The 13,309-nt window shown below is 64.9% G+C and carries 13 protein-coding genes; 5 read left to right on the top strand and 8 right to left on the bottom strand.

Annotated elements, in window-relative coordinates; translation table 11 throughout:
- The first annotated feature begins 56 nt into the window (after positions 1-56).
- Positions 57-983, top strand: a complete 927-nt coding sequence (locus tag NLX68_RS15450) for a LysR family transcriptional regulator (protein ID WP_254284682.1) — start codon at positions 57-59, stop codon at positions 981-983.
- Here NLX68_RS15450 and NLX68_RS15445 read toward each other — a convergent pair.
- Positions 940-1,986: an ABC transporter substrate-binding protein gene (locus NLX68_RS15445; RefSeq protein WP_254284681.1), complete on the bottom strand. Its 1,047-nt coding sequence runs from the start codon at positions 1,984-1,986 to the stop codon at positions 940-942. The two genes, NLX68_RS15450 and NLX68_RS15445, sit on opposite strands and share 44 nt — an antisense overlap.
- 277 nt (positions 1,987-2,263) lie before the next feature.
- Here NLX68_RS15445 and NLX68_RS15440 point away from each other — a divergent pair, with 277 nt between their 5' ends.
- Genes NLX68_RS15440 through NLX68_RS15430 form a run of 3 tightly spaced genes read left to right on the top strand, consistent with a single transcriptional unit; the run spans position 2,264 to position 6,291 of the window.
- Positions 2,264-3,859 carry an ABC transporter permease gene (locus NLX68_RS15440; RefSeq protein WP_254284680.1) on the top strand — a complete coding sequence of 532 codons (1,596 nt, stop codon included), beginning with the start codon at positions 2,264-2,266 and terminating at the stop codon, positions 3,857-3,859.
- The gene (locus tag NLX68_RS15435) at positions 3,856-4,680 is read left to right on the top strand and encodes an ABC transporter ATP-binding protein (protein WP_254284679.1); all 825 of its coding nucleotides are present in this window, start codon (positions 3,856-3,858) and stop codon (positions 4,678-4,680) included. The genes NLX68_RS15440 and NLX68_RS15435 overlap by 4 nt, the downstream gene beginning before the upstream one ends.
- Before the next feature lie 9 nt (positions 4,681-4,689).
- On the top strand, positions 4,690-6,291 hold the full coding sequence (locus NLX68_RS15430; RefSeq protein ID WP_254284678.1) for an arylsulfatase: 1,602 nt from the start codon (positions 4,690-4,692) through the stop codon (positions 6,289-6,291).
- On the opposite strand, the gene NLX68_RS15425 is transcribed toward NLX68_RS15430, so the two are convergent.
- Positions 6,263-6,952 carry a Crp/Fnr family transcriptional regulator gene (locus NLX68_RS15425; RefSeq protein WP_036996732.1) on the bottom strand — a complete coding sequence of 230 codons (690 nt, stop codon included), beginning with the start codon at positions 6,950-6,952 and terminating at the stop codon, positions 6,263-6,265. The genes NLX68_RS15430 and NLX68_RS15425 overlap by 29 nt on opposite strands.
- Positions 6,953-7,040: 88 nt before the next feature.
- Between NLX68_RS15425 and NLX68_RS15420 the strand changes: the two genes are divergently transcribed.
- Positions 7,041-7,565 carry a DUF962 domain-containing protein gene (locus NLX68_RS15420; protein ID WP_254284677.1) on the top strand — a complete coding sequence of 175 codons (525 nt, stop codon included), beginning with the start codon at positions 7,041-7,043 and terminating at the stop codon, positions 7,563-7,565.
- Positions 7,566-7,658: 93 nt separating this feature from the next.
- On the opposite strand, the gene pcaC is transcribed toward NLX68_RS15420, so the two are convergent.
- The 6 genes from pcaC to NLX68_RS15390 form a co-directional block, all read right to left on the bottom strand.
- A complete protein-coding gene (gene pcaC, locus NLX68_RS15415) occupies positions 7,659-8,051 on the bottom strand; it encodes a 4-carboxymuconolactone decarboxylase (protein WP_254284676.1) in 393 nt (130 codons plus the stop codon).
- A 2-nt stretch (positions 8,052-8,053) separates the two neighbouring features.
- Complete coding sequence (gene pcaD / locus NLX68_RS15410) at positions 8,054-8,851, bottom strand: 3-oxoadipate enol-lactonase (protein ID WP_254284675.1); 798 nt, start codon at positions 8,849-8,851, stop codon at positions 8,054-8,056.
- Between the two features lie 11 nt (positions 8,852-8,862).
- Entirely contained in the window at positions 8,863-10,227 is a 1,365-nt protein-coding gene (locus NLX68_RS15405; RefSeq protein WP_254284832.1) for a 3-carboxy-cis,cis-muconate cycloisomerase, read from the bottom strand.
- 134 nt (positions 10,228-10,361) lie between these two features.
- A complete protein-coding gene (pcaF, locus tag NLX68_RS15400) occupies positions 10,362-11,567 on the bottom strand; it encodes a 3-oxoadipyl-CoA thiolase (RefSeq protein WP_254284831.1) in 1,206 nt (401 codons plus the stop codon).
- Positions 11,564-12,343, bottom strand: coding sequence for a CoA-transferase subunit beta (locus NLX68_RS15395; RefSeq protein ID WP_254284674.1), 780 nt, complete (start codon positions 12,341-12,343; stop codon positions 11,564-11,566). The genes pcaF and NLX68_RS15395 overlap by 4 nt, the downstream gene beginning before the upstream one ends.
- Positions 12,340-13,200: a CoA transferase subunit A gene (locus NLX68_RS15390; protein ID WP_254284673.1), complete on the bottom strand. Its 861-nt coding sequence runs from the start codon at positions 13,198-13,200 to the stop codon at positions 12,340-12,342. Before NLX68_RS15390 ends, NLX68_RS15395 begins: the two co-directional genes overlap by 4 nt.
- Between the last annotated feature and the right edge of the window lie 109 nt (positions 13,201-13,309).

Here is a 13,309-nt window from a genome sequence, read left to right as displayed (position 1 = left end):
TGAGCCTGCACGGCGGCAAATACCTTCGCCGTATTTTTGGAATGCCGGGAAAGCATATGGATCTTCGCCAGCTGCGTTACTTCATCGCCCTCACCGAACACCGCAGTTTTGTCCGCGCCGCTGACGCCATGGGGATCACCCAGCCGGCTTTCAGCCGCAGTATCCAGGGCCTGGAGCAAGCGTTCGGCTGCGTGCTGATCGATCGCGCCAACAAGGACCTGCGCCCCACGCCCGAAGGCCAGGTGGTGCTGCAACACGCCCTGCGCCTGGTGCAAGGCGCAGCACAGCTGCACAGCGAAGTGCAGCAGATGACCAAACTCGATGCCGGCGAGCTGCGCTTCGGCTGCGGCCCGGCGCCTGCGGTGCACCTGGTACCGCAGGCGGTGGCGCGCTTTCTCGATGCCCACCCCAAGGTGCGCACCTGCTTCGACGTGGATAACTGGGAAAAACTCAGCCGCGCGCTGAGCCGTGAAGAGATCGAGTTCTTTGTCGCCGACATTCGTCATTTCGAGGCCGACCCGAACTTCCAGACCCAGCCGTTGAGCCCGCGCCGCGGCCTGTTCTTCTGCCGCCCGGGGCACCCGCTGCTGGCCAAGGACAGCCTGTCGACCAACGACATGTTCGATTACCCGCTGGCCACCACCCTGATACCGCCGGGTGTACGCAAGCTGCTGGCCAACCTCAGCGGCAAGACCGACTTCGCCCCGCAGGTGCAGACCGAGCACTTGCCGACCCTGGTGAAGATCGTGCTGAGCACTGACGCCATCGGTATCGGCACCGAAGAAGCGTTCGCCGAGGACATCGAACAGGGCCGCCTGGTGCGCCTGCACTGGCGCAACCTGCCGGCCAACCTCGACAGCCTCAACGCCCGCTGCGGCATCGTCAGCCGCAGCGGCTACCGCCTCTCACCCGCCGCGCGGGCGATGATCGAAACCCTGGTCAGCCTCGATCGGCAGCCAGCGGCGCAGGTGCTGGCCGGGTAGCCTGGGGCGCCAGCCACTGCTCGACGTTGAACGGTTTGCGAATCAACCGCTGCTCGGCGGCCAAGTCCACCGACGCCTGCAATTTGGCCAGGAAGTCGGTATCCAGGGTCGAAGGGAAGATCTTGCTCAATTGCTCGTGCTGCAGGTCCTGCTGAAGGATCGCTGGCGGGTAACTGGCCAGCCCCGAGACCAGCTGGATGTACGCCTCCTTGTTGTCGTCCCGGGTCAGCCAGTGCACGGCCTTTTCCTGGGTAGCGAGGAGTTTTTCCACCAGTTCCGGATGCTCGTCGACAAAGCGCCCGGAGCCCACCAGCACGGCCTGCACATTGCCGGCGCCGCCCAAGTCACGGGTACTCAAGGGCAACTCGGCCAGGCCGCGTTGCTTGAGAGCGCTGACGCCGGTCGAACCCCAGGTGGCGTCGATCTGCCTGGCGGCCAGGGCGGCAATCGCCGCGTTGAAATCCAAGTTGATGACTTTCAGGTCCTTCTCGCTCAGGCCCTGGCTGGCCAGGGCGGCGTCGAACGACAACTGGGTGGCGGTGCCGCGAAACACCGCCACGCGTTTGCCCTTGAGGTCTTGCAGGGTCTTGATGTTGCTGCCCGGCGCCACTCCCAGGTAGTGCTTGATGCCGCGACCGGTGGCGGCCAGCAGACGGGTGTCGAGGCCATTGGCCTTGCCGATGATCGCCGCGAGGTCGCCGAGGTAGGCGAAGTCGACCTGACCGTTGGCGAATGCCTCGTTGATCACCGGGCCCGCGCCCTTGAAGTAATTCCACTGAATGCTGATGCCATCGGCGGCGAAGGCTTTTTCCAGCAGTTGCTGGTCGCGCAGCACATCGGTCACACCGCCGCCGGAATGCTGGCTGCCGGCGCTCAGGTCGGGCACGGCGATGCGGATTTGCTTGACCTCGGCAGCCTGGGCCAGTGGCGGCAGGCAACTGAGCAGCGCGGCCAGGGCGGGAATGGCAAACAGATTGAACACACGGTGGATCGACAGGTTCATGGCAGGCGACTCCTGGTAATGGTGCGGCCACGCTACCGACAACCCTGACCAGCAAATAAATACTAATAAATTACATTTTAATAATAAAAAAGCATAAAAGCCGTACCACGGGCCTCGCAGCACGCCATGCATCAGACACAAGAAAAATATGCTTCGAATGCATTGGCTGCGCGTCGTGACAGGAGCTTTAAATGCAGGTTCTTATCACTTAATTGTATGTATTTTTTAATACTAATTCTTTTTAAGAATAAACAAATTCCAACGTGCGGAGGTTTCCATGGCCCGAGCTTCACTTTCCAGCCTGCCACTGGCCAGCCCGCCAGACCGCATGCGACTGTTCGACGGCCTGCCCCTGCGTCGCCTGCAGGCCTGGTATCTGCCCCTGTTGCTGGCCGCATGGTGGTGGCTGGCCAGCCGCAACCTGTGGATGAGCGAACAGATACTGCCAGCGCCGAGCCTGGTCTGGCAGAGCGCTGTGGAGCTGGCCCGGGGCGAACTGTGGACGCACCTGGCGATCAGCCTGCAACGCCTGGCCCTGGGCTTGTTGCTGGGTGTTGCCAGTGGCGCCCTGCTCGGCGCCTGGCTGGGCTTCAGCCGCCGTGCCGAGCGCCTGGTATTGCCGACTTTCAACGCCCTGGCGCAGATTCCGACCCTGGCCTGGGTGCCGCTGTTCATGGTGCTGTTCGGCATCGGCGAGGTGCTCAAGCTGGTGGTGCTGGTCAAGGCGATCATCGTGCCGGTAACCCTGCATACCCTGGTGGGCGTGCGCGATGCCCAGCCACGGCTGCGCGAAGCGGCCACGGTGTTGCGCCTGCCGCCGCGCCTGCTGATCAGCCAACTGATTGTGCCGGCGGCGCTGCCAGCCTTTCTCGCCGGTGTGCGCCTGGCCCTGGCCACCGGCTGGACATCGTTGCTGGCGGTGGAACTGCTGGCCTCCAGTGAAGGCATCGGTTACCTGATGGTCTGGGCCCGGCAGTTGTTCATGCTCGACATTGTGTTTGTCTGCATCCTGGTCATTGGCCTGCTGGGTGTTGTCATGGACCGTGGCCTGAGCTGGCTCGACCGACGTCTGGTGCACTGGCCGCACCCGCCCAGCGCCGAACTGCGGGTGTCGCGCTTGCACGGTGGCCAGCGCCTGCAGGCCTTGCTGCTGCCCTTGGCGCTGCTAGCGCTGTGGCAGTTGGCCAACCAGTTGAACTGGGTCGACACACAGATTCTGGTCGCCCCGCTGCAGGTCCTGGAGACTACCGGCAACGGCCTGCTCGACGGCTCGCTCAGCGGCGCCCTGGCGATCAGTGTCGGTCGGGCCCTGGGCGGCTTGTTGCTCGGTGGCAGCCTGGGTTTTGCCCTGGGCCTGTGGCTTGGGCTGTCGACGCCCGCCGAACGCCTGCTTGGGCCAAGCCTGGCCGGTCTACGGCAGATCGCGATCTTCGCCTGGGTACCGCTGCTGACCGCCTGGTTCGGCCTCGGTGAACTGGCCAAGTGGGTATTCGTTGGCCTGGCGGCGTTCTTCCCGTTGTTCATCGCCACCCAACGGGCCGTGGCCAACCGCTCGCCACAGCTGGAAGAAGCCGCCCGCGTGCTGCACCTCAACCTGGCCCAGCGCCTGCGCCGGCTGGTACTACCGGGAGCGGCGCCGGGGATTTTCGCCGGCCTGCGCATCGGCCTGATCTACGCCTGGCTGGGCACCATCGGCGCCGAGTACTTCATGCCCTCGGGCGGCGGTATCGGCAGCCTGATGATCGGTGCCCAACAGTTGCTGCGCATGGACATCATCATGGCCGGGATGCTCCTGGTCGGCCTTACCGGCGCACTCCTGGGTGCCCTCGGACAACACCTCGAATTGCGCGCCACGCGCTGGAGACGAGCATGAACGCCATCGCCCCTGCCCTGGTCAGTTTCAATCAGGTCGGCAAACACTTCGCCGTGGCCGGCGGTGAGCTGGAAGCCATCCGTGACTTCAACCTGCAAATCGCCGACGGTGAGTTCGTCGCCATCGTCGGCGCCAGCGGCTGCGGTAAATCTACCCTGCTGCGCCTGCTGATCGGCCTGGACAACGACTACCAGGGGCAGATCCTGATCGACGGCCAGCCGCTCAATGGCATCGGCAGCGAACGCGGCATCGTCTTTCAGGAGCACCGTCTGTTCCCCTGGCTGAGCGTGGCGCAAAACATCGCCCTGGGCCTGGTCAACGAGCCGTTAAGCAGCGAACAGCGCCAGCAGCGCATCGACCAGTACATCGCCCTGGTGGGCCTGCAAGACTTCAGCCAGGCCTACCCGCACCAGCTCTCCGGCGGCATGGCCCAGCGTGTGGCGATTGCCCGTGGCCTGGTGGCCAGCCCGCGTATCTTGCTGCTCGATGAACCCTTCGGCGCCCTCGACGCGCTGACCCGCCAGCAGATGCAGGACGAGCTGCTGGCGATTCGCGAGCGGGCACGCATTACCACCCTGCTGGTGACCCACGATGTCGAAGAAGCGCTGTTTCTCGCCGACCGCGTGGTGGTCCTGGAGCCGCGCCCCGGGCGGATCAAGCGCATCGTCGACATCGACCTGGCGCACCCGCGCCAACGCGGCAGTTACGCCTTCCACCGTCTGCGCGAAGACCTGCTGCACGAACTGACCGCCGACGAACGCTATCTGCCGCCGGCGCTGGAACAGATCCGCGACCTGCCTGTGACCTACCTTGCCTACTGAGAACCGACCATGAGCCAACGCCCCAACTTTCTGGTCATCGTTGCCGACGACCTGGGTTTCTCCGACCTCGGCGCCTTCGGCGGTGAAATCGCCACGCCGAACCTCGACACGCTGGCCACTGCCGGCCTGCGCCTGACCGATTTTCATACCGCACCGACCTGCTCGCCGACCCGCTCGATGCTGCTCACCGGTACCGACCACCATATCGCCGGCATCGGCACCATGGCCGAAGCGCTGACCCCGGAGCTGATCGGCAAGCCGGGCTACGAAGGCTACCTCAACGACCGCGTGGTGGCCTTGCCAGAGCTGTTGCGCGATGCCGGTTACCAGACCCTGATGAGCGGCAAATGGCACCTGGGCCTGACCGCCGAGCTGGCGCCCCAGGCCCGCGGCTTCGAACGTTCCTTCGCCCTGCTGCCCGGCGCTGCCAACCACTATGGCTTTGAGCCAACCTACGACGAACACACCCCCGGCCTGCTCAAGTCGACGCCGGCGCTGTACATCGAAGACCAGACCTTTATCGAAGAACTGCCCAAGGATTTCTATTCCTCCGATGCCTTCGGCGACAAGCTGCTGCAGTACCTGAAGGAGCGCGACCAGAGCCGGCCATTCTTCGCCTACCTGCCCTTCTCGGCGCCGCACTGGCCGTTGCAGGCGCCTGCCGAGGTGGTGGCGCGCTACCAGGGCCGCTACGACGCCGGCCCCGAAGTGCTGCGCCAGGAGCGCCTGGAAAAACTGCGCCAGCTGGGCCTGATCGGCGCCGATACCCAGGCCCACCCGGTGGACAACCACTGGCACAGTCTCAGCGATGAGCAACGCCAGCGTTCGGCGCGGGCGATGGAGGTGTACGCAGCGATGGTCGAGCGCATGGACTGGAACATCGGCCGGGTGCTGGACTACCTGCGCAACCAGGGCCTGCTCGACAACACCCTGGTGCTGTTCATGTCCGATAACGGCGCCGAAGGCGCGCTGCTCGAAGCCTTCCCCAAGTTCGGCCCGCAACTGGCCAGCTACCTCGACCAGCACTATGACAACAGCCTGGAGAACATCGGCCGGGCCAACTCCTACGTCTGGTACGGCCCGCACTGGGCGCAGGCGGCCACCGCACCGTCGCGACTGTACAAGGCCTTCACCAGCGAGGGCGGGATTCGCGTGCCGGCGCTGGTGCATTACCCGGCGCTGGCGCGCCAGGGCCAGATCAGCCATCAGTTCAGCACGGTGATGGATATCACCCCGACCCTGCTTGATCTTGCCGGCGTGCGCCACCCCGGCAAGCGTTGGCGCGGCCGTGACGTGGCGCCGCTGCGCGGTAAGTCCTGGCTGGGTTACCTGTCGGGCGAGACCGAGCAGGTACACGACGAAAACACCGTCACCGGCTGGGAGCTGTTCGGCCGCCGGGCGATTCGCCAGGGCCACTGGAAAGCCGTGTACATCCCCGGCCCGGTCGGCCCGGCCACCTGGCAGCTCTACGACCTGGCCAGCGACCCGGGCGAAATCAACGACCTGTCCACGGCACAACCAGCGAAACTAGCGGCGCTGCTCGGCGAATGGCAGAAGTATGTCGAGGAGACCGGGGTGATCCTCAGTCAGTCACCGTTCCAGCCGGACTAGCCAGCACCTGCAGGCGTGCGAGGTCGAGGATTTCGATCTCGCCATAGCCCAGGCGCAAGGCGCCCTCCTGCTGCAGCGACTTGAGGATCTGGTTGGTGGTCTGGCGCGACAGCGAGAGCATCAGCGCCAACTGCTCCTGGGACAGTTGCAGCACGCGCCGGCTGCCCCGCAACTCGCCATAACCGGCAGCGATCTGCAGCAGCCGATGGGCCACCCTTGGCGCGGCGGCCAACAGGCTCTGCTGCTCGAGGGCGACAAACACCACGCGCAGTTTATGGCTCATCAGCAAGGCCACATCGCGCCAGTGCCGTGGTTGTTGTTCGAGCAGGTTGAGTAACGGCGCCTGGGGTATCCATAACAGCCGGGTCGGCCCTAGCGCCTGGGCGTCGTGGGTACGCGGCTGGCCGTCGAACAGGCTGATCTCGCCGAACCAGTGCGGCGCTTCGATCAGGGTCAACAGCGCCTCCTTGCCATCGGTAGCCACCGCACCCACGCGCATCGCCCCGTCGAGCAGCGCATACAGCCCGCACGGCGCATCACCGCGCTGGAACAGGTATTGCCCGGCCGCGAGCTCGCGCTGCCGGGCCAGCGCCAACAGGCTATCCTGAAAGCGGGGAGGCAATGCCTGGAACCAATGACCTTGCAGCAGGGTTTCGCGCATAGCGCCTCGAAGGTGAACTCTGTCGGCTAGGCGACAGACAGGCGGAAATCTGTAGGACATGCTCAAGCCACCTACAGGAGGAACAACAATGAAAAACCTGGTCGAACACCTGAGTCAATACGCCGCCTACCACCGCGACCCGCGCAACATCGTCACCCACTTTATCGGTATTCCGCTGATTGTCATGGCAGTGACCGTTTTGCTGTCACGACCGGGGGTCGACCTGGGTGGTGTCTGGGTGTCGCCGGCGTTGCTGGTAGCGCTGGTTAGCAGCGGGTTCTACCTGCGCCTGGATCAACGCCTGGGCCTGCTGATGGCGGTATTGCTCGGTTTGTGCCTGTGGGCCGGGCAGGCGTTGGCGGTGCACAGCACCCTGCTGTGGCTGAGTACGGGGCTGGCACTGTTCGTGATCGGCTGGGTGATCCAGTTTGTCGGCCACCACTATGAAGGGCGCAAGCCGGCGTTTGTCGATGACCTGATGGGCTTGATCATCGGGCCGTTGTTCGTGGTGGCGGAGCTGGGGTTCTTGCTGGGGCTGCGTACGGAGCTTAAGAAGGCGATCGAGGACAATGTCGGGCCGGTGGCGGTTCGGCAGAAGAAGGCGGCGGTCTGATTGGGGCTGCTTTGCAGCCCATCGCTGGCAAGGCCAGCTCCCACAGGTTTGGTGGTTGCAATACCTGGCTTGCCAGCGATGAAGCCCTGAAGGTCAGCCCCGCGACTCAACCCCCAACTCATCCCACACCGACTCGGCCAGGTGGAAGGTCGCATTGGCCGCCGGGATGCCGCAGTAGATCGCGCTCTGCATCAGCACTTCCTTGATCTCTTCACGGGTCACGCCATTGTTGGCCGCCGCGCGCAGGTGCAGTTTCAGCTCCTCGTTGCGGTTCATGCCGATCAGCATGGCGATGGTGATCAGGCTGCGGGTATGCCGGGGCAGGCCCGGGCGGGTCCAGATATCACCCCAGGCGTGGCGGGTGATCATTTCCTGGAACTCGCTATTGAACTCGGTCAGGTTGTTCAGGCTGCGGTCGACATGGGCGTCGCCAAGCACCGCGCGGCGCACCTGCATGCCGGCCTCATAACGTTGTTTCTCGTCCACGGTCATTCCTCTCGGGCCAGCAGAAAATCGATCACCCGGCGGCTGAACGGCGCACCGACTTCAACGTTGGACAGGTGTGCGGCATGGAACTCGGCGTATTCGGCGCCCGCCACGTTCTCCTGGATGAAGCGCCCGCCCGACGGCGGCGTGACCGCATCGTGAGTGCCGGAAATCACCAGCAGCGGCACCTTGATCTCGCCCAACTGATCACGGAAATCAGCATCGCGCACTGCCCCGCAGTTAGCCGCATAGCCCTCAGGCGAAGTGGCGGCGAGCATATCGGTAATCCGCTTGGCCTGCTCGGGGTTGCCCGCGGCATAGCCTGGGGTGAACCAGCGCTCGATCGACGCATCACGCAGGCCAACCATCGCCGCTTGTTGATCACGCAGGACCATCTCGATGCGCGGGTTCCAGATTTGCGGCGTGCCGATCTTGGCCGCAGTGTTGCAGACGATCAGGCGCTTGAGCCGGTGACCGGCATTGATCCCCAGCCACTGGCCGATCAGCCCGCCCATGGACAGGCCGCAGAAATGCGCCTGTTCAATGTGCAAGGCATCGAGCAGGGCCAGCACATCCTGCCCCAGTTGCTCGATGCTGTACGGCCCCTGGGTGACCAGCGAGCCACCATGGCCGCGGGTGTCATAGCGCAGCACGCGAAAATGCGCGGTCAGGGCCGGTACCTGGGTGTCCCACATGTGCAGGTCGGTGCCCAGGGAGTTGGACAGCACCAGCACCGGCAGGTGTTCCGGGCCTTCAAATTGATAATTGAGTACGCCATCGGCGAGTTGTACCTGTGCCACTGCAGCCTCCTTCAGGCATTGATGCGGTGATGTTCAGCCAGCGCTCGCTCGACCCAGGCTCGGGCCTGGCCAAGGTAGTGGGCTGGATCGAGCAGACGATCGAGTTCGTCGGGCGAAAGTTCGGCGCTGACCTGCGGCTCGTCGCCAAGCACGGCGCGCAGCTGGCGCTGTTCGGCTACGGCACGCTGGCAGCAGGTTTCCAGCAAATGGTGGGCGCGGTCACGGCCCAGGCGTTGGGCCAGCACCACACTGACAGCTTCGGCCAGGACCAGCCCCTGGGTCAGGTCGAGGTTGCGACGCATGCGCTCGGCGTCCACTTCCAGGCCATCGGCGATGACCTGGGCCTGACGCAGCGCACCGGAGACCAGGCAGCAGATTTCCGGCAGGGTTTCCCATTCGGCATGCCACAGGCCGAGGCTGCGCTCGTGCTCCTGGGGCATGGCGGCAAACAGCGTGGCCAGCAGGCCAGGCACGCGGGTGGCAGCGCCGATCAACACGGCGGCACCGACCGGGTTGCGCTTGTGCGGCATGGTCGAAGAACCGCCTTTGCCTGGCGCCGAAGGCTCGAACACCTCGGCTGCCTCGGTCTGCATCAGCAGGCTGACATCGCGGCCCAGTTTGCCAAGGCTGCCGGCAATCATGCCGAGCACCGAAGCGAACTCCACCAGGCGGTCGCGCTGGGTGTGCCAGGGTTGCTCGGGCAGCGTCAGCTTCAGCTCTGCGGCCAAGGCTTGAGCCACCGGCAGCGCCTTGTCGCCCAACGCCGCCAGGGTGCCGGAGGCGCCGCCAAACTGCAGGGTCAGCAAGCGTGGCTTGAGCTCCTGCAGGCGCTCGCGGTGGCGGCTCAATGCGCCCAGCCAGCCTGCGATCTTCATGCCCAAGGTGACCGGCGTGGCATGTTGCAGCCAGGTGCGACCGGCCAAGGGCGTCTCAGCGTAGGTCAGGGCTTGGCGAGCCAGGGCATCGGCCAGACGCGCCAGATCCGTTTCGATCAACGCCAGCGCCGCCCGCAGTTGCAGCACCAGGCCGGTGTCCATGGCATCCTGGCTGGTGGCACCCAGGTGCACATAACGCTCGGCCTCCGGCACGCCACTGGCAATCACCTTGCCCAGCGCTTTGACCAGCGGAATGGCCGAGTTGCCGGCCACGGCAATGGCTTCGGCCAGCGCGGCAAAGTCGTAGCGCTCGGCATGGCAGGCGGTTTCGATCGCTGCCACGGCCACCTGAGGGATGACCCCGGCGGCCGCTTCGGCACGGGCCAGGGCCGCTTCGAAATCGAGCATGCCCTGCACCCGGCCACGGTCGCAGAAGATCTCGCGCATGGCTGGCGCGGTGAAATAGGCATCGAACAGCTGATTGCCCGGTCGTTGTTTCAAATAGGCTGAAGTCATGGCTACTTTCTCTTGGAACTACAGAGAGTCTAGATACACCCAGTAACATCCACGATCCACAGAACAATCACCCCAGGCCGCCAACCTTGCGTGGAGGCCGGCGGCTCGGGATCATTGCTTTACACCCGCTCGATGGCCAGGGCCAGGCCCTGGCCGACGCCGACACACATGGTCGCCAGGCCTTTGCGCCCGCCGGATTTTTCCAGTTGGTGCAAGGCGGTGAGGATCAAACGCGCGCCGCTCATGCCCAGCGGATGACCGAGGGCAATGGCGCCACCGTTGGGGTTGACCTGCGGTGCATCGTCGGCCAGGCCGAGTTCGCGCAGCACGGCCAGGCCCTGGCTGGCAAAGGCTTCGTTGAGTTCGATGACATCGAAATCAGCCACTGCCACCCCCAGGCGTTCGGTCAGTTTGCGCACCGCCGGTACCGGGCCGATGCCCATGACCCGTGGTGCAACGCCGGCACTGGCCATGCCCAGCACCCGTGCCCGCGGGGTCAGGCCATGCTTTTTCACGGCCTCGGCCGAGGCCAGGATCAGCGCTGCGGCGCCGTCGTTGACCCCTGAGGCGTTGCCGGCGGTGACGGTCTTGTCCGGGCCATTGACCGGCTTGAGCCGGGCCAGGGCTTCGAGGGTGGTGTCGGCACGCGGATGTTCATCCTGCTCGACCACGGTTTCGCCCTTCTTATGCGCGATGCGTACCGGCACGATCTCTTCGGCGAAGAAGCCCGCAGCCTGGGCCGCTGCGGTACGCTGCTGGCTGCGCAGGGCGAAGGCGTCCTGATCGGCGCGCGACACCTGATAATCGTCGGCAACATTGTCGGCAGTCTGTGGCATGGCATCGACACCGTACTGGGCCTTCATCAACGGGTTGATGAAGCGCCAGCCGATGGTGGTGTCTTCCAGCTTCATGGTGCGCGAGTAGGCGCTGTCGGCCTTGCCCATGACGAACGGGGCACGGGACATCGACTCGACGCCACCGGCGATCGCCAGTTCCATTTCACCGCTGGCGATGGCGCGAAAGGCCGTGCCCACCGCGTCCATGCCCGAGGCGCAGAGGCGGTTGAGGGTCACCCCGGGCACGCTTTCTGGCAAACCCGCCAGCAGCAGCGCCATGCGCGCGACGTTGCGGTTGTCTTCACCGGCCTGGTTGGCGCAACCGAGGAACACTTCATCGAGCTGCGCCCACTGCACCTGCGGGTTGCGTTCGATCAGCGCCTTGAGCGGCACCGCCGCCAGGTCATCGGCGCGCACGCCGGCCAGGGCGCCGCCGAAGCGGCCAATCGGGGTGCGAATGGCGTCGCAGATAAATACGTCACGCATCAGGCTTCTCCTGGCGCTTGGCCGTGGGCGGTGGCGGTGCGCGCTTCGAGGTCACGCAGGGCGTTGAGCTCGACTGCGCTCGGCTCGGCGGTGATCTGCACGTCGTCGGCAAAGCGGATGGCCCAGCCGGTGGCGGCAACGATCTGTTCGCGGGTCACGCCCGGGTGGATCGAGGTCACGACGAACTCATGGGTGCCGGCTTCGGGCTCCATGATGCACAGGTCGGTGATGATCCCGACCGGCCCTTCACCCGGCAGGCCCAGGCGCTTGCGCGAATCGCCGCCTTCACCATGGCCGACCGAAGTGATGAAGTCGAGCTTGTCGACAAATGCGCGGTTCGATTGCTTGAGGATGATCAGCACCTGCTTGGCGGAACCGGCGATCTCCGGCGCGCCACCGGCACCGGGCAGGCGCACTTTCGGCTGGTGGTAGTCACCGACCACGGTGGTGTTGATGTTGCCGAAACGGTCGACCTGGGCAGCGCCGAGGAAGCCCACGTCGATGCGCCCGCCCTGCAGCCAGTAGCGAAAGATCTCACCGGTCGGCACCACGGTATCGGCGGTTTCGGCCAGCTCGCCGTCACCGATCGACAGCGGCAGCACGCTCGGCTTGGCACCGATCGGGCCGGATTCGTAGATCAGCACCACATCGGGCGACGAGGTCAGGCGCGCCAGGTTGGCGGCCTTGGACGGCAGGCCGATGCCGACGAAACATACCGCGCCATTGCGCAGGCGACGGGCTGCGGCAACGGTCATCATTTCATTGGTGGAGTAGCTCATTGTGCAGCCTCCGCAGCGCTGGCCAGTTTTGCCTTGAATTCAGTGAAGTCGGCGGTGCCGCGAATGTACTGGTCGATCCAGGCCGTGAAGCTTTCGCGGTTGCGGGCAATCGGGTCCCAAGCCTGGTAGAAGCGGTTGTCACGCTCGTAGTAACCATGGGCGTAGGATGGATGCGCGCCCCCCGGCACCAGGCACACCGCAGACAGCGCCCAGGTCGGCAGCACGCAGGCGTTCATCGGTGCCTGGAGGTCATCGACGATCTCTTCGACCGTGACGATGCAGCGCTTGGCTGCCAGTGCCGCCTCCTTCTGCACGCCGAGGATGCCCCAGAGCAGCACATTGCCCTTGCGGTCAGCCTTTTGCGCGTGGATCACGGTGACGTCCGGGCGCACCGAAGGCACGGCGGCGAGCACTTCGCCGGTGAACGGGCAAGTGACGCTCTTGATCAGCGGGTTGACCTTCGGCAGGTCGGAACCGGCGTAGGCACGCAGCACCGCGAACGGCAGGCCGGAGGCGCCGGCAACGTAGGCGTTGGCCAGGTCTGCGTGGCTGTGTTCTTCGATTTCCATCGCCTGCGGCCACTGCTTTTCAACAGCGTCGCGCAAGCGATGGAGGGAGCCGACACCCGGGTTGCCGCCCCAGGAGAAGATCAGCTTGCGGGCGCAACCGGCACCGATCAGCTGGTCGTAGATCAGGTCAGGTGTCATGCGTACCAGGGTCAGATCTTTCTTGCCCTGACGAATGATTTCATGCCCAGCGGCAGTCGGAATCAAGTGGGTGAAGCCTTCGAGGGCGACGCTGTCACCGTCGTTGACGAACTGCTTCACGGCGTCGTGGAGCGAGAGGATTTCAGCCATTGCAGACTCCTGGATATGCTGAGTCGGGGTCGGTTTCAAGACGCCTTGGGCGGCGCCGGGTGTGGGTTCAGATTAAGGTGGGCTTGGGGGCGGTTCAATCCGATAATCG

This window comes from Pseudomonas sp. SBB6 (genome assembly GCF_024213215.1).
Taxonomy (GTDB): domain Bacteria; phylum Pseudomonadota; class Gammaproteobacteria; order Pseudomonadales; family Pseudomonadaceae; genus Aquipseudomonas; species Aquipseudomonas donghuensis.
The sequence above is the reverse complement of the archived record's forward strand: the minus strand, read 5'-3'. Positions and strand labels throughout refer to the sequence as shown.